The organism is Flavicella marina (assembly GCF_009193215.1).
Taxonomy (GTDB): Bacteria; Bacteroidota; Bacteroidia; order Flavobacteriales; family Flavobacteriaceae; genus Flavicella; species Flavicella marina.
On the sequence record NZ_VYVA01000005.1, the window covers coordinates 220,141 to 235,939 of the forward strand.

Genomic DNA, 15,799 nt, shown 5'->3' on the forward strand with positions numbered 1-15,799 from the left:
CCACTTCAAAATAGAAATGGCTTGTAAATTTTTGAATTTGGTTTATTAACTCTTAGTCTTTTGGTTACTATTTTCCGACTCTATAGACTCAATGTATGCCTTATCTCTTGTGTTTTTTTGAACCGCAATAGCCGAAAATAAACTTAATAAATAAGACATCGCATAAAAACCTTTTTCACTTGCTAATAGGTCGGCATTCCATAGTCCTATTGTCAGTAACACAAGAGCAGAGAGCGCAGAGAACCAACTTATTTTGTGGTACATTTCTGTTACTTTCAATCCTTCTAATTTGTCTCGTACACTTTTTTGAAGTGATACGGCAGAGAATAATCCAAATAATAGAATGGTAAAGTAATAGCCACGTTCGTTTAGCAGCATATCGGAATTCCATAAACCGATACAGTAGGCAAGTGTTCCAGACAAAAGAGCGAACCAAGACGCCCCAATAAATGCCGGAGTTGGCTTTTGATCAAACTGAGGTGTTCTTTCTTTTTTTGATGATTTTGTTTTTTTATTCGATAAGTTCTGATCTGTGGCGTCACTTTTAAAATTATAGTCCATAATAAATGTTTTTTTTCGTTAATAATAACTGTTTATTAGCTTTCCAGCTTGGATGTGCTTCTTGATGTTATCTATATGCTACATAAGTATGGCAATAAAAATGTAGCTCATAAGATTTCCAATTAGAAGTGGAATGAAAATTTTTTTGATGTTTTTTTTCAGGATAATTTTTACTGCTAAAGCTTCAAGGATTACACTACCTAAGCACATCAAAATAAAGGTCATGATCCAGTTGATTGGATTGAATGTTGCTTTAAAAAAAAGAGTGTCTGCGATCAAATGCCAAACAAACATACCATACGTCATGATAAACGTTCCGATGATTCCTGATACCAGATTTCCTACTACAGACATGACTAAGGAGCTTGCCCAAGAAGTTTTTAAGAAGTATCGAATTGTTATGAGTTCGATTGCAATGGTTCCAAAAATGATAAACCAAAATTCTGAGAAGGCTTGACTGACGTATACAGCAGGCCAAATGACATTTAAAAATTGCATAGTATTTTATTAGGTTCTTATTACTGATGCAAAGATGCTTGTAGATCAATGAAGTGTAAATTCTATTTTTGTAAAATACTTACGATTAAATATTCTGTTTATTTGTGTTTTATGTATGTATATTGGTATATTGTGTGTTGTTAAACTAATGATATAATGAGTGTAAATAAAATCATTATTGATACATTTTCTTTGGATCAGAAAAAAGAGTTTCTGTCTGTACTGAAGAAAAAGAATAGAAGGGGGGATGTTAAGAATATTGAATTATTTTTAATGTTATCGAATGGAATAGAGGATAAATCTATTGATATTAAACTTTATGGTGTTTCTAACAAAGGAGCTTATCATGCTATAAGTAAGCGATTGCATGATTCTTTGATTGAGTTTATTGCTAGTGATTCTTTTTCTAAAGGAAACTCCAAAGAAGCGGTTATTACTAAGTTGTTGGAAGCTAGTAAATACTTTTTTTTGTGTAAACAGAATGAGCTTGCGTTTAAAACGTTAAAAAAAGCTGAGTTAAAAGCTCAAAAGCATGACTTTTTTCAATTGTTGCATGAAATATACCTACTGAAAATTCAGCACCTGCATAAGTCAAAGCTGTATGATTTTGTTGCGGTAAAAAATGCTTTTGAGAAAAATAAATTGCAATTACAGTTGCAAGAAAACCTTCAAATGTTTTATGCGACAATTCAATATGAGTTAGAAAATACCTCAAAAGATCCTATAGAAGTTTTAGAGTCGAATTTAGAAAAATTTGCAATTACCTCTTCTCGTGGATTACATTTTGTGGCATTGATAAAAATTATTGAGGTGTTTAACACAGTTGCCCACGTTAGTAGTAAGCACATTGAACTTTGGACTTTTGTAGAAAACACCATGGCTGATATAAATAAGAAAGATATTGACATCGAGCGTTATCTTCCTGAAAAGATTCAGTTGTTGTTTTATTTGGCAAACTTTAATTTTAGAATAAAAAAAATGGATGTTGCCAACACATACTTAAAAGCAATGGATTCTCATATGAGGTTAAAGAAAGGTGTTTATTTCAATCATTTTGTATTAAAATATAAATTATTGAAAGTATTAACAGCCTTGTTTTCCGGTGAATTAGAGCATGCATTAATTACTTTAGATGATTGCCCAAAAGAGGTGTCTCGAACCGAAGAATATTATGACCTCTTACTTTCAAAGGTTGTAGTTTTGTTTTTCAAAGGGAATATCGAAGAAGCCTATAGAATCTATTCTAAATTTTATCACAGCGATGTTTGGTATACACAAAAAGTAGGAACACTGTGGGTTGTTCAGAAAAATCTGATTGAATTATTGCTGCTTTTAGAGTTGGATTCTTATGACTTGTTTCAGGCTAGATTAGTGAGCTTTAGAAAAAAACATAAATATTTACTTGTCCATCATAACGAGACGAGAGTTCTTGAATTTGTAAAGTTGATTACTGTCTATTACAAAGACAACACATGTGTAGAAAAAGATTCTTTTAAGAAAAAAGTGAATGAATTAGTAAAAGACGACACCAAAACAGAAGATGTATTTATTCTTTGTTTTTATGCTTGGCTAAAAGCAAAAATTGATAAAAAAGAATTGTATTCTGCCTGTTTAGAGTTGTTGCAATAGTTATTTCTTTATTGTAAAACTATCAAATGTTTTCCCGTTAATAGAGTTGATTCCTTCAAACTTTAAGGTTTTTCCATCAATAGAAATTAGAGAAAAACTAGGTTCATGTTCATAGTGAGCGACAATGTCTCCGTTTTCACAGTTTTTTTTGTCACTTGGGTTAGGCTCCCACTTGTTATTGAGTTTACCACCAGCTCCCACAGTAATAGAAATAAAGTTTTCATCTAGATTTTTATATTCCGAATGGTTTGTTCTATTAGTATCTATATCTCCTTCTTTGTTGTAAGGTTTTAATCTTTCATAGGTATGAGCATGACCATTTAATAATAAATCCACTTCGTTCTCTGCAAGTATTTTGTAGATAGAAATTACAGCCTCGTAATTGGGTTTGTAAGAGCATGTTTTACCATTATGATGCAGGTAAACAATAGTCCAGTCAAACGTATCTTTGTTTTCGTTCAACGTTTTTTGCAACCAAGCGACTTGTTCTTTGTAATTGTAGAACTCTCCTTTAGACGAATCTAATCCGATAAATAAGGCATTGGAATATGAAAAGCTATAGTAATGTTCGTTATTTGGAAGAGACCATTCTTTTTCAAAATTCTTTTCTGGATCAGTGTACCAATCATGGTTTCCAGGGACTGGATAAAATGGGGTGTTTTTAAAAATGTTTTCGAAAGGTAAAAATAATTGCTTGTCATAGTTTCTGCTTTCTCCCTTAGGATATACAATATCTCCTAGTCCTAATCCAAAACTTGGTTTGTGGTTTAGTTTTTCTATACACTTTGCTGGCTTGTCAGCGAAACTATGGGGTAATTTCGCTCCGATATCTCCTAAAGCATAAAAAGTAAACGCTGTTTTACCTTTTTTTGGGTTGGTGATAAAAAAATAATTTTTTCCCGTGGCAAGTTTGTAGCCGTTTGAAAAGATGCTATAATAATATTTTGTGTTAGGTTCAAGTTTGTCAAAAACTACTTCGTTAAACGTGTTATTTTCATGCTGTGTGAGTTTGCCTTGCTTGCTGATAATTTTGTTTGATGTTTCTTTTTGAATTTCTACATAACAGTTTTCGGTAACATCATTTGTCTTCCATGTAATTGTAGCACTATTTTCTCGAACCATTTGTAAATAGGGCTCTCTTAGTAATTCAGGTTGTTCGTAACTGTTGTTTTTTAAATAGGATGAAAAGGCAAACAATAGGGGTAACGTTAAAAGTGCTAAAATTTTTCTCATGGAGATTTGTGGTTTAAAAAATGAGTGCTGTAAATCTACATTTTTTTTCATCTTGAAATGTTCGTTTGATTTAAAAGAGACTTTTTTTGATGATTTTCACCCATAAAAAAACCGCTTGGTAAAAGCGGTTTTTATTTTTATATAGTTCGATGTTACATTTCCATACTGTGATAGACATTTTGTACATCGTCGTCTTCTTCTAGTTTTTCTAGTAACTTTTCAACTTCTGCTTGTTCAGCTTCACCTAGTTTTTTTGTTGTTGTAGGGATTCGTTCAAAACCAGAAGAAAGAATTTCTAAACTGTTTTCTTCTAAGAATCCTTGAATCGCTCCAAATTGTTCAAACGGACCATAGATTAAAATTCCATCCTCGTCTTGAAAAACTTCTTCTACTTCGAAATCCATCAATTCTAATTCTAATTCTTCTAAATCAATATCTGCTCCTTCAGATTTAATTCTAAAGTTACAGGTGTGATCAAACATAAAAATCACAGAGCCCGAAGTACCAAATGTACCGTTACATTTATTAAAAGCTGCTCTTACATTTGCAACAGTTCTGTTGTTGTTGTCTGTAGCAGTTTCGCAAACAATGGCGATACCATGAGGAGCATATCCTTCAAACAAAACTTCTTTATAGTTTGCAGTATCTTTGTCCGTCGCTTTTTTAATAGCACGTTCTACGTTGTCTTTAGGCATATTTGCAGCCTTTGCATTTTGCATCACCGCACGTAAACGTGAATTGGTATCAGGGTTTGGTCCTCCTTCCTTAACAGCCATTACGATGTCTTTACCAATACGTGTAAAAGTTTTGGCCATTGCCGACCAACGTTTCATCTTTCTTGCTTTACGGAATTCGAATGCTCTACCCATTTCTAATTGTTGTTTCTGTGTTAATTTTTGAAAAGCAAATGTAATTATTAACGACTTAGTTTACAAGTTTTATTTGGCTTAGAAACGAATGTATCATACAGCGAAAAGATTTGTTTTGAACAGTGCGTATTCTAATTCTTTACGCTTGGACGATAATTCCAAATTGCCATAAATTGACCATGTGCCATTCTTCTAGAAGCTTCCTTGGCTTTTGTAGCTAAGTCACCTTCAAATAATTCGTCGATAGTTTCAAACCAAAGTTGCAACCAAAACCCGAAATGTTCTTGAGTTACTTTGTATTCTAGATTTTTATCTACGTTAAGGTGCTTTAGCGTTGGGTTTCCTTTGAATTTTGGAATTCCGAATAAATTTGTTTCCCAGAAGTCCGTAAGTTTTTCGAGATGTTCTGGCCATTGATTTTCTTTGATGTGACTGTTGAAAATAGGACCAAGTACTGCATCTTTTCTGATTTTTTTATAAAATAGGTGTACTAGCTTAGAAATGTCTTCCCTTTTTTCTATCTGCTTCATATCAATCAGCCGTTTAAGAAATAACATGCTCAACTCGTTCAACAGAATCTTGTTTCGATAATGTTAAGCGTACAATGCTGTTTTTATTGGCAAGTAAATCGTGAGGAATGTTAGCATCGAGTCCAATAATAGCTCCTTTTTCAAATTTATGAATTGTGCCATTCACTCCAAAATCTATACAACCTTCTAAAACATGAACGATGATAGGAAATTTAGTTTTGTGCTCTTTCATGAATTGTCCCTTTTTCAAAAGAATTCTTATTTCTTTAGAAAAAGAGGTTTCTAAAATTACTTTGGTTGTAATTTTATCTTGAAATTCGCTATTCGCATCGAATGATGTAATTACCATAAATTTTTATAAAAAATTAGTCGGTCAAAAATTGCTTAACAAATCAACTCGTATGTTTGTTTTGCTATTTCTAACTCTTCGTTTGTTGGAACAATCAATATTTTTACGTTGGCATCTTGTTTTTGAATTTCTCGAATTTTTTTAGAACGAACTGCGTTTTTATCTAAATCTAGATCGATCCCTAAATAACTCATGTTTTTGCAACTTAACTCACGCATCAAACTTGAGTTTTCTCCAATACCAGCAGTAAAAACGATCGCGTCAAGACCATTTAATATTGCTGTATAACTACCAATAAATTTTTTAATTCTATGTGCAGCTAAATTTAATGCGTTGATACAGTCTTGATTTCCTTCAGCAGCCAAATTTCTAATATCTCTAAGATCAGAGTGTCCGGTAAGCCCTTTCATACCAGATTCTTTTTGTAGAATATGATTTACTTCGTCAGCTGTTTTTCCTAGTTTTTTCTGCATGTGGAATACCACAGATTGATCAATATCACCCGCTCTTGTTCCCATGACCAATCCATTTGATGGCCCCATCCCCATTGAATGCTCGATACATTTACCGTCTTTTACAGCTGAGATACTGCATCCATTTCCTAAATGGATGGTGATAATGTTGCTTTTTTCTTTCTTTAGGTGTTCAATAGCTTTTTCAGAAACATATTTATGACTCGTACCATGAAAACCATAGGCGCGAATTCCATCTTCTTCTAGATATTTGTTGGCGATTGCATATTGATAAGCTTCTCTTGGCATCGTTTGATGAAAAGCTGTATCAAAAATAACTGCTTGTTTCGCATTTGAAAATACATTTTCAGCAACTTCAATTCCGGTAAGATTTGCAGGGTTGTGTAATGGAGCCAACGCAAACAATTCTTTGATGTTTTCTTTTACATCAGGTGTTGCAAGTACGGTTTTGGTAAATTGACTTCCTCCGTGTACCACTCGATGTCCGACAGCATCAATTTCATCAACATTTTTCAATACTCCGTAATTTGAATCCATCAATGCAGATTCTACTTTTTTCAGTGCAGCTGTATGATCTAGAATTGGAGTTACTTCATTGTGTTCTTGAGAACCTTTTTCATGAGTGAAAATTGCATCTTCCATTCCGATTCTTTCTACCAAACCAACACATTTTACTTCTTGTGAAGGCATTGCAATAAGCTGATATTTTAGCGAAGAAGATCCTGCGTTTAAAACTAGTATATTCATTATTCTTGATTTGCTTGAATGGCAGTTAATAATACGGTATTGAAAATGTCATCGATGGTGCATCCTCTGCTTAAATCGTTTACCGGTTTATTTAATCCTTGAAGCATTGGTCCGATAGCCAAAGCTCCTGTCTCTCTTTGAATTGCTTTGTATGTGTTGTTACCTGTGTTTAAGTCTGGGAATATCAATACTGATGCTTGCCCTGCAACTTTTGAATCTGGCATTTTGCTTTTGGCTACATTCATATCTACTGCAGCATCGTATTGGATAGGTCCTTCAATTTTTAAATTAGGGTACTTCTCAGAAACAATTTCGGTTGCTTTTCTAACTTTTTCTACTTGTTCTCCTTTACCAGAACTTCCAGAAGAGTATGATAACATAGCAATTCGAGCATCAATTCCAAAGGCTTCTGAAGATTCAGCAGAGCTAATGGCAATTTCTGCAAGTTGTTCTGCATTTGGATTAGGGTTTACAGCACAGTCTCCCATTACAGATACACGGTCAGGTAAACACATAAAAAATACGGATGATACTACAGATACTCCAGGTTTGGTTTTGATCAATTGAAGCGAAGGTTTGATGGTGTGCTGTGTAGTGTGTGCAGCTCCAGAAACCATTCCATCAGCCATTCCTTTCATTACCATTATGGTACCGTAATAAGAAACATCTTTTACCAAGTCATTGGCCGTTGTTTCAGTCATGCCTTTGTGTTTCCTTGTCTCATATAGAGTTGCTGCAAACTCTTTGTTGTGAATTGAGTTTTCAGGGTTTAAAATATTGATTTTGTCTAAATCTATTTGAAGTCCTAATTGATCACATTTCAGTTGAATTACGCTTTTATCTCCAAGAATAGTTAAATCAACAATGTCTAAAAGTTGTAGACGGGCAGCGGCTTGAATGATTCTGTCGTCGTTCCCTTCGGGTAATACAATATGTTTTCGGTTTACTTTGGCTCTTTGCATCAAGCTATATTGAAACATATTAGGAGTGATCCTTGCAGAGTTATAATTTGTTAAGGTGTTAGAAATTCCTTCTGAGTTCACGTATGAATCAAAAGTATCTAAGGCCATTAATATTTTTTTTGAGTTTGTAGAATAGATTTTTGACTTTACGGCTCCAATTTTATTGGTAGTACCAAATGTTCCTCCTTCTACAGAAATAATAGGCACAGTTGATTGAACTCCCTCCATCAATTTTAATATAGAATCTTCAGGTAGTAAGCCTCCAGTTAAAATTAAACCTGCAATTTTTGGATAATTAGAAGAAGCATTAGCTTGCAACGCGCCTAAAATAATATCTGCTCTGTCCCCTGGAGTTACAACCAAAGCGTTTTCTTTGATTCTGGTCAAATAGTTTCTCAACTGCATAGCACCAGAACTAAAACTTCCAATGGTATTATCGATAAACTGTTCTCCAAAGAGTATTTTTCCCTTCAATGCTTCATTGATTTCTTTTACTGTCGGGTTTTCTAAGTACAAGCTTTCTGGAATTACATCTATTTGTACATCAAGCGGAATAACTTTTTTCAATTCTTGTGTAATGATTTCTGTATTTCCTGGGTCTACTTTGTTTGCAATAACCCCAATTACATCTACTTCCTTTTGCTTGAATGCTTTATAGGTTATTTCCATGCTATTGACAAATTCATCAATAGATTTATTTTTTCCTGAGCCAACAATCAGCGAAGGAACTCCTAAGTTTTTTGCGATTGCCAAATTCAAATCAAGTTCTAAGAAACTTCCTTCTTCAGAAAAATCAGTTCCCTCAACTAACACATAGTCGAATCGCTCTTCTAATTTTTTATATTTCTCAATAACAGTCTGAATTACTTCATCAACTTTTCCTTTACTTAAAAGTTTTAAAACTTCACTTTGCTTATAAGCGTAACATTCTGATTGTTTTAAATCGAGATTAAAAAAATTGATAGCTGTTTTTGTGTGGTTGTCAAATTGTCCATTTTCTGTTTCGTTAATGATAGGTCTGAAATAACCTACCTTAATCGATTTCGTAAGCATCATTCTTAATAGACCTAAAGATACTAAAGACTTACCTGTGTGCGATTCTATGGTAGCAATGTATATGGCTTTACTCATACGTATGTTTTTTTGTGATTCGAATTTACAAAATATTAGTTTTCAAAAGTAGCACCAGTGTGTTATTATTTTTATGACTCTTATCATAAATCAAAAACAAATAATATTCTATTAGAATTGAGAAGTTTCTTTTGAGTGTTCTGTGTTCTACTTGAGGTAAAAAATAAAAAAGGTCATTGATGTATCAATGACCTTTTTACTTGTTTTATTTTCAGAGTCTAAGCCTGTATTACTCCTAGGTTGAAATGTTTTTCAATAGGTGCGTTTTCGGCAATTTCTATACCTGTACTTATCCATTTTCTGGTGTCGAGAGGATTGATGACTCCATCAGTCCATAATCGTGCAGCTGCATAATATGGAGATGTTTGTTTGTCATATTTTTCTTCGATAGATTTTAATATCTCGGCTTCTCTTTCAGGAGTAATAACTTCACCTTGACTTTTTAAGGAAGCAGTTTCCATTTGTAAAAGTACTTTTGCAGCTTGTGTACCTCCCATAACTGCTAAACGAGCACTCGGCCAAGCACATATTAATCTTGGGTCGTATGCTTTACCGCACATTGCATAGTTACCTGCTCCGTAAGAGTTTCCGATAACCACAGTGAATTTAGGTACCACAGAATTACTTACTGCATTGACCATTTTTGCTCCGTCTTTTATAATGCCACCATGTTCCGATTTACTACCTACCATAAATCCGGTTACATCTTGCAGAAATACCAACGGAATTTTCTTTTGGTTACAGTTAGAGATAAATCTAGTGGCTTTGTTTGCACTATCAGAATAAATAACTCCACCAAATTGCATTTCTTTTTTTGCGGTTTTTACTACTTTCCTTTGGTTTGCAACTATACCAACAGCCCACCCGTCAATACGAGCATATCCGCAGATAATGGTTTTTCCAAATTCTTCTTTGTAAGGTTCAAACTCTGAATTATCAACCAGTCGTTTGATAATCTCGTTCATGTCGTATTGGTCGGCTCTAGATTTGGGTAATATTCCAAAAATATCTTCTTGGTTTTCCTTAGGTAATAAAGCTTCTTTTCTGTTGAAACCAGCTTTTTCAGGTACGCCAATTTTGTCAATTATGTTTTTTATTGTGTCAAGAGCATCTTTATCATCTGTAGATTTATAGTCGGTAACCCCAGAAATCTCACAATGAGTAGTAGCTCCTCCCAATGTTTCATTATCAATGCTTTCACCAATAGCAGCTTTTACAAGATAGCTTCCGGCTAAAAAGATACTTCCTGTTTTATCAACAATCAATGCTTCGTCACTCATAATTGGTAAATACGCACCACCTGCTACGCAACTTCCCATTACAGCAGATATTTGTGTGATTCCCATGCTACTCATAATAGCATTGTTTCTGAAAATCCTTCCAAAATGTTCTTTGTCTGGGAAAATCTCATCTTGTAATGGTAAATAAACACCAGCGCTATCTACCAAATATATGATCGGAATTTTATTCTCTATTGCTATTTCTTGAGCACGCAAATTTTTCTTTGCTGTAATCGGGAACCAGGCTCCAGCTTTAACTGAAGCGTCATTAGCGACAACAATACATTGAGTGCCTTTTATTTTTCCGATTTTCACTACAACTCCTCCAGAAGGACAACCACCGTGTTCTTCGTACATATCATCTCCTACAAAGGCTCCGATCTCTATAGCGTCTGCATCGTTATCTAATAAGTAGTTAATTCGTTCTCGTGCAGTTAGTTTTCCTTTGTCATGAATTTTCGCAATACGTTTTTTTCCTCCTCCTTCATATACTTTTAAAAGCTTTTTCTTTAAAGCAGTTGATAAAAGCTTGTTGTAGTCTTCGTTTGCGTTGAATTTTATATCCATTGTCATTGCTGATTTTTGCGGGGCTAAAGTACAAAATTGTATGCATATATAATTTTTATTTACCGTGTTTTTATTTACCATGGTAATTAATTGAAATATTTTTATATCTTTGTATCATGTTTAAAACTTTATATGATGAAAAAAAATAAAATTATCTTTTGGGTTGCAACGGGTTTGTTGTCGTTAATGATGCTTATGTCATCTGGGATGTACGTGTTTAATAATGCAGTGATTGGTGAAACTTTTACGAATTTAGGTTTTCCAACTTATATTATTTATCCATTAGCCTTTTTTAAGTTGTCGGGTATCGCAGTGATTACGTTGACAAAGTGGAAAACAGTAAAAGAATGGGCTTATACAGGTTTCTTTTTTAATTTCTTATTGGCGTTTTCAGCGCACTTGTCTATAGGTGATGGAGATCAGATGGGAGCAGTGTTAGCATTAGTGTTGCTTACAGTTTCATATGTCTTTGGTAAAAAAATCAATTAATGAAAGTAAAACCGTTATCGAAAGTAGTTCTTAATCCTGAGAACTTCAAAGCTAATGTTTCAAGTAGAACTTTCGATTATCCTTTGGATACGGCTATTGAAAAAGGAGGAAGTAATACCGGACCTACACCTGTCGAATATTTCTTAGCCGCGATTGGAGGTTGCGTGGCAATTACTTTAAAAACATTTGCAGACAAACAAAATTGGGATTTAGGAAATATTTCTGTAGAAGTTTCAGAAGAAACAAAGTTGACACCAAAAGGAATTCAGAAAAGAATAATTGAGAATATTAGTGTGGAAAAAAAAGTCTCGGAAGCACAATTGACGCAATTAAAAGAACATGCAAAAAGTTGTCCGGTGTCACAAATGGTAAATACCCCAACGGATATAATTAGAACTATAAAAAATTAAAAGATGAAAAATATCATTGTAATAGGAGGAAGTAATAGTAAAAACTCTATAAATAAAACATTGGCAACACATGCAGCTGAACAACTAGAAGATGTTGTGCTTACCGTTGTAGATCTTAATGAGTTTAAGTTGCCATTGTATGGTATAGACTTAGAAACAGAAGAAGGAATTCATGAAGAAGCAAAAAGGTTAAATGGAGTTTTTGATTGGGCAGATGGCTTTGTAGTGTCGCTTGCAGAACATAATGGTGCATATTCCGCAGCATTTAAAAATGCATTCGACTGGTTGAGTAGAATTAATGGCAAGGTGTGGAGAGAAAAACCTTTATTGTTATTAGCTACATCTCCTGGAGGAAGAGGAGGACAAACAGTTTTGCAAATTGCGGCTAATAGTTTTCCGCACTTAGGAGCAAAGGTTACAGGTAGTTTATCCTTTCCTTCTTTTTATGATAATTTTAAAGATGGTGAGGTGGTGAATTCAGAGCTGAAAGTTTCTTTAGAAAAAGAAATAACAAATTTTCAAAAAGAAATTTAAAAAGATATGGGAGACATAGCCAAAGATATAAATTCTACTTTCCCATCAGAACACGTAAAGGCTTTGATTAATATTAAATACACTGCCAATTGGATAGAAGGGAAATCAAATCATGTCTTAAAGCCTTTTAAAATTAGTGTTCAGCAATATAATATTTTGAGAATTTTGCGCGGAGCAAAAGAGAAAGTTACAGTACAAACTGTAAAGGATAGAATGATTGAAAAATCTCCAAATACAACACGATTAATGGATAAACTTTGTGCTAAGAACTTAATAAAACGTGTGCGTTGTGAAAATGACAGACGAGTTGTTTATGTTCAGATTGCCGATTTGGGTTTGAAAATGTTGCGAGATATAAAAATGGATGGTGTAGGAGAAACAATGAATAAATTGACCGAAGAGGAGGCGGAACAATTGAATTTTTTGTTAGATAAGATTAGGTAGGATTTGCGGTTTTTTAAGAGTGAAATAAGGTCTTTGAGTAAGAGATTGATAAACTCAGAAGACTAATTTAGAAATCAATTTTTAAAAATAAAGACATGGAACTTAAAAATATAAAAGCAAAAAGTAAAAGTAATTTTGTAAACATGGGGCCTATACGATTGAGACAGCCTTTACCTAGTTTTCAGATAAATGATGTGGATCCCTTTATTTTATTACATCATTATGGTCCGTATGATATCAGTCCTGAAAGCAATCCATTCGATTTAGGGCCTCATCCTCATAGAGGTTTTGAGCCTATAACCTTTTTGATTCAAGGAGAACAATTACATAGAGATTCGTTAGGGAATCATAGCGTCGTAAAAGGTGGTGATGTGCAATGGACAACTGCTGGAAAAGGAATTGTTCATGCTGAGGGACCAACGAAGAGTTTTGTTAAAAATGGAGGTAAGCTAGAAGGAATTCAGTTATGGTTGAATTTGCCAAGTTCTCATAAAATGATGGAGCCTGCATATCAACATGTATCAGGAGAACGAATGCCTGTGTTGACTAGTGATGATGGTAAAGTCATTTCAAAAATAGTTGCAGGGAGTTATAACAATCTTGTAGGTGAAATTGCAACGCAAACTGAAATTCAAATGTTGTGGTCTTATGCAGAGCAAGGAGGGAAAGAATTACTTATGCTACCTAAATCACATAATGTTTTGGTTTATTTGATTAAAGGTGTATTGATAGTTAACGACACAGAACCGATGAATGAAGACGGTATTCGTATGTTGACTTTTGATACTATAGGAGATGCTATTTCTATCGTAGCAAATGACGAAAGTGAATTTATTGTTTTATCTGGAGAGCCTTTAAAAGAGAAAGTTGCAACATATGGTCCTTTTGTGATGAATACTCAAGAAGAATTACAGCAGGCTATGATGGATTACCAACAAGGTAAAATGGGGTATATTGACGAATAAACTAAAGAATTTTTTGAAATGTAAAAGCCTAATTGTAAAAAACTTAGGCTTTTGTTGTTTATAGACAAATAGCATAATAATTAGATTGAATACTGAAGTTTTTATGGGTTTAAGTGAATTTTAGTCGTGTTTTAGTCTAGCGTTTTTTTTACTGAAAATCTGAGTTTTGAGTTTTTTGTCAATTTATTGTTGAGTCAGTATTTTTAATTTCATTAAAGGTTATCAGTAAAATTGTTGAATAACTAACTAAACTATTATTATGAGAACAAAATTACTCTTAAGATTTATTATGATTTTGACACCTGTATATATTGGTGCTCAGACGAATCATGTTTTGTTAAATCAAGATTTTGAGACATCTTCAGGTGGAGTACCAACAAATTGGACAGCAAATTTAGGGACTTCGGCAGACGGTGATGCTTATTCAGGATCTAACGGTGTGCTTTTTACCAGTAGCTCTGGAAGTCCAAACAGCGAATTGTTAAACGAAACTGTAAGTGTTTTAACAAGTGGAGTCGCTACTTATTTATCTGTATGGGTAAAACCAACTGTGCTTAGTGATAGATCTTCTTTAAGGTTGGTTAGTTCTGATGGTGCTTCAAATATTTCCGGAGGGGCCGCCGTAGTTTGGAATGATGCAGAATATATCAATTCTTGGCATAAAATATTAATGTCACAATACACGCCTGCTTCTGCTGAAAGCGTACGTGTTCAGATTGACAATCCTATAGCTAATGATATTCTTCATTATGATGATATAGAGCTTGTTCAAAATCCACTAATGGTGAATGGAGATATGGAAATTGATTTTATGGGTAACAATAGCACTTCACCACAAACTAATATTTATCAAAAAAACGGAATCAATCCAATGGTTAAAGAAATCACTGAAAAAAGAAATGGGAACAATTCTATCAAATGTACTACCACTTTAGCATCGCCATATTTTCAACAAAGCCCGAGTTATAGATATGTAAGGGAATCTGCTTCAAAGGATTATTTTGGGTCTATGTGGGTGAAAGTAGCCGATGGTTCTCCAGCAGCTGATTTTACCGGAGAATTATATGTAGACGGGGTTAAAGTTACAAATGGAAGCGCAATAAATGTTACGGATGTTTCAGGTTGGGTAGAGATAGAAACGCCAGCATATACCTCAGATGATACTGGAGGGGGAACTGTTCATATGAGATTGTCTGTTTCCAACAATGGTGCAGACAGAACCATTTTTTATGTAGATGATTATGTATTAACAAAAGCTTTGGCAGGTGCTGCTTCTGTTCATTCTGTTGGGCTTGATGAAAACTCTTTTGAGGTATCTAAAGAAGGTGTTAGTCTTAAAGGTGTATCTGGTAACGTTACAATTTCTGATTTATTAGGTAGAGTGATGGCTTCTAAAAACGTTGCAGAAAATGAAGTTTTTGAGTGTTCATTCGAGCGAGCAAAAGTGTATATAGTTCAAATATCAACGAATTCAGGTGCAATATCTAAAAAGGTGGTGTTTAATTAAGAGACGATAGTCAAGTTTATATTGGTGAAAAATGGCTACAAAAATATGTAGCCATTTTTTTATGCTTAGTAATTTAGTTAGTCAATAATTATCTCAATTACTTTTTTGAATAGAAGCTGTTTTTCGAATCATTCAATGAAGTATAACTGTTGTTACCGACTATTGAGTCCGAAAAAAGGAAAGAGTTTATGATTATATTGTGGAAACACTAAATTATAAAAAACCGTGTTTACATATAGTTTATAACGACGAGTTTGTTTTTTTTAAGAATTCCTTCTTATTACTGCTTTTTTAGTGAGTAAACTAATATCAAAGGTTTGCATAGGGCAAATCAATAATTATGATTAGCTAGATCCTGTTTTTTTTCTAGTTGTAAGTTGCTTGTTTTAAAGGGGGTAAAAAAAAGTATGCAAAAAAACATAAAATAGGTTGCAAAAAGGCTTGTGGGAATGAAAGTTGGTTGTATATTTGCAGCCGCTAACGAACGGGGCATAGGTCTTAGATTAGTTAGTGAGAGTTCTTTAAAAAGCTGGTTAGATTTAATATTTGGAGGTTTAAAAAAATAATTAAAATTTTATTTTTTTATATTGAAAAAAGGTTTTAGATTTGCAGCCGCTAAGC

The 15,799-nt window shown here is 33.7% G+C and carries 16 protein-coding genes; 7 read left to right on the plus strand and 9 right to left on the minus strand.

Features of this window, described 5'->3' with window-relative positions:
- Positions 1-45: 45 nt before the first annotated feature.
- The gene (gene yiaA / locus F6P99_RS11725) at positions 46-561 is read right to left on the minus strand and encodes an inner membrane protein YiaA (protein ID WP_152287676.1); all 516 of its coding nucleotides are present in this window, start codon (positions 559-561) and stop codon (positions 46-48) included.
- Between the two features lie 78 nt (positions 562-639).
- The gene (locus F6P99_RS11730) at positions 640-1,059 is read right to left on the minus strand and encodes a hypothetical protein (protein ID WP_152287677.1); all 420 of its coding nucleotides are present in this window, start codon (positions 1,057-1,059) and stop codon (positions 640-642) included.
- A gap of 156 nt (positions 1,060-1,215) precedes the next feature.
- On the opposite strand from F6P99_RS11730, the gene F6P99_RS11735 reads away from it, so the two are divergent.
- Positions 1,216-2,688 (plus strand): hypothetical protein, encoded by a 1,473-nt coding sequence (locus F6P99_RS11735; protein ID WP_152287678.1) that lies wholly within the window; start codon positions 1,216-1,218, stop codon positions 2,686-2,688.
- Here F6P99_RS11735 and F6P99_RS11740 read toward each other — a convergent pair whose 3' ends face one another.
- The 7 genes from F6P99_RS11740 to F6P99_RS11770 all read right to left on the minus strand — a co-directional run bounded on the left by F6P99_RS11740 (position 2,689) and on the right by F6P99_RS11770 (position 10,829).
- Entirely contained in the window at positions 2,689-3,921 is a 1,233-nt protein-coding gene (locus tag F6P99_RS11740; protein ID WP_193316069.1) for a purple acid phosphatase family protein, read from the minus strand.
- A gap of 152 nt (positions 3,922-4,073) precedes the next feature.
- Positions 4,074-4,790, minus strand: a complete 717-nt coding sequence (locus F6P99_RS11745) for a YebC/PmpR family DNA-binding transcriptional regulator (RefSeq protein ID WP_152287680.1) — start codon at positions 4,788-4,790, stop codon at positions 4,074-4,076.
- A 131-nt stretch (positions 4,791-4,921) separates the two neighbouring features.
- Positions 4,922-5,320, minus strand: a complete 399-nt coding sequence (locus tag F6P99_RS11750; protein ID WP_152287681.1) for a group III truncated hemoglobin — start codon at positions 5,318-5,320, stop codon at positions 4,922-4,924.
- Between the two features lie 13 nt (positions 5,321-5,333).
- Positions 5,334-5,669, minus strand: coding sequence for a cupin domain-containing protein (locus tag F6P99_RS11755; RefSeq protein WP_152287682.1), 336 nt, complete (start codon positions 5,667-5,669; stop codon positions 5,334-5,336).
- A gap of 35 nt (positions 5,670-5,704) precedes the next feature.
- The gene (locus F6P99_RS11760; RefSeq protein ID WP_152287683.1) at positions 5,705-6,889 is read right to left on the minus strand and encodes an acetate/propionate family kinase; all 1,185 of its coding nucleotides are present in this window, start codon (positions 6,887-6,889) and stop codon (positions 5,705-5,707) included.
- Positions 6,889-8,982: a phosphate acetyltransferase gene (gene pta, locus F6P99_RS11765; RefSeq protein WP_152287684.1), complete on the minus strand. Its 2,094-nt coding sequence runs from the start codon at positions 8,980-8,982 to the stop codon at positions 6,889-6,891. Before pta ends, F6P99_RS11760 begins: the two co-directional genes overlap by 1 nt.
- A gap of 218 nt (positions 8,983-9,200) precedes the next feature.
- Positions 9,201-10,829, minus strand: a complete 1,629-nt coding sequence (locus F6P99_RS11770; RefSeq protein ID WP_152287685.1) for an acyl-CoA carboxylase subunit beta — start codon at positions 10,827-10,829, stop codon at positions 9,201-9,203.
- A 132-nt stretch (positions 10,830-10,961) separates the two neighbouring features.
- On the opposite strand from F6P99_RS11770, the gene F6P99_RS11775 reads away from it, so the two are divergent.
- The 6 genes from F6P99_RS11775 (at position 10,962) to F6P99_RS11800 (ending at position 15,178) form a co-directional block, all read left to right on the plus strand.
- On the plus strand, positions 10,962-11,318 hold the full coding sequence (locus tag F6P99_RS11775; RefSeq protein ID WP_226913070.1) for a DoxX family protein: 357 nt from the start codon (positions 10,962-10,964) through the stop codon (positions 11,316-11,318).
- Positions 11,318-11,728, plus strand: coding sequence for an OsmC family protein (locus F6P99_RS11780; protein ID WP_152287687.1), 411 nt, complete (start codon positions 11,318-11,320; stop codon positions 11,726-11,728). The genes F6P99_RS11775 and F6P99_RS11780 overlap by 1 nt, the downstream gene beginning before the upstream one ends.
- 3 nt (positions 11,729-11,731) lie before the next feature.
- The gene (locus F6P99_RS11785) at positions 11,732-12,262 is read left to right on the plus strand and encodes an NADPH-dependent FMN reductase (protein WP_152287688.1); all 531 of its coding nucleotides are present in this window, start codon (positions 11,732-11,734) and stop codon (positions 12,260-12,262) included.
- A gap of 6 nt (positions 12,263-12,268) precedes the next feature.
- Entirely contained in the window at positions 12,269-12,706 is a 438-nt protein-coding gene (locus F6P99_RS11790; protein ID WP_152287689.1) for a MarR family winged helix-turn-helix transcriptional regulator, read from the plus strand.
- 95 nt (positions 12,707-12,801) lie between these two features.
- Positions 12,802-13,671 (plus strand): pirin family protein, encoded by an 870-nt coding sequence (locus F6P99_RS11795; protein WP_152287690.1) that lies wholly within the window; start codon positions 12,802-12,804, stop codon positions 13,669-13,671.
- A 259-nt stretch (positions 13,672-13,930) separates the two neighbouring features.
- Positions 13,931-15,178, plus strand: a complete 1,248-nt coding sequence (locus tag F6P99_RS11800) for a T9SS type A sorting domain-containing protein (protein ID WP_152287691.1) — start codon at positions 13,931-13,933, stop codon at positions 15,176-15,178.
- Positions 15,179-15,799 lie beyond the last annotated feature (621 nt).

Bases quoted from the DNA above. Each gene is read 5' to 3' on its own strand.
- F6P99_RS11740 (WP_193316069.1), bottom strand. From the start codon at position 3,921: ATGAGAAAAATTTTAGCACTTTTAACGTTACCCCTATTGTTTGCCTTT.
- F6P99_RS11745 (WP_152287680.1), bottom strand. From the start codon at position 4,790: ATGGGTAGAGCATTCGAATTCCGTAAAGCAAGAAAGATGAAACGTTGG.
- F6P99_RS11795 (WP_152287690.1), top strand. From the start codon at position 12,802: ATGGAACTTAAAAATATAAAAGCAAAAAGTAAAAGTAATTTTGTAAAC.
- pta (WP_152287684.1), bottom strand. From the start codon at position 8,982: ATGAGTAAAGCCATATACATTGCTACCATAGAATCGCACACAGGTAAG.
- F6P99_RS11790 (WP_152287689.1), top strand. From the start codon at position 12,269: ATGGGAGACATAGCCAAAGATATAAATTCTACTTTCCCATCAGAACAC.
- F6P99_RS11730 (WP_152287677.1), bottom strand. From the start codon at position 1,059: ATGCAATTTTTAAATGTCATTTGGCCTGCTGTATACGTCAGTCAAGCC.
- F6P99_RS11735 (WP_152287678.1), top strand. From the start codon at position 1,216: ATGAGTGTAAATAAAATCATTATTGATACATTTTCTTTGGATCAGAAA.
- F6P99_RS11770 (WP_152287685.1), bottom strand. From the start codon at position 10,829: ATGGATATAAAATTCAACGCAAACGAAGACTACAACAAGCTTTTATCA.
- F6P99_RS11780 (WP_152287687.1), top strand. From the start codon at position 11,318: ATGAAAGTAAAACCGTTATCGAAAGTAGTTCTTAATCCTGAGAACTTC.
- F6P99_RS11755 (WP_152287682.1), bottom strand. From the start codon at position 5,669: ATGGTAATTACATCATTCGATGCGAATAGCGAATTTCAAGATAAAATT.
- F6P99_RS11785 (WP_152287688.1), top strand. From the start codon at position 11,732: ATGAAAAATATCATTGTAATAGGAGGAAGTAATAGTAAAAACTCTATA.
- F6P99_RS11760 (WP_152287683.1), bottom strand. From the start codon at position 6,889: ATGAATATACTAGTTTTAAACGCAGGATCTTCTTCGCTAAAATATCAG.
- F6P99_RS11775 (WP_226913070.1), top strand. From the start codon at position 10,962: ATGATGAAAAAAAATAAAATTATCTTTTGGGTTGCAACGGGTTTGTTG.
- F6P99_RS11750 (WP_152287681.1), bottom strand. From the start codon at position 5,320: ATGAAGCAGATAGAAAAAAGGGAAGACATTTCTAAGCTAGTACACCTA.
- yiaA (WP_152287676.1), bottom strand. From the start codon at position 561: ATGGACTATAATTTTAAAAGTGACGCCACAGATCAGAACTTATCGAAT.
- F6P99_RS11800 (WP_152287691.1), top strand. From the start codon at position 13,931: ATGAGAACAAAATTACTCTTAAGATTTATTATGATTTTGACACCTGTA.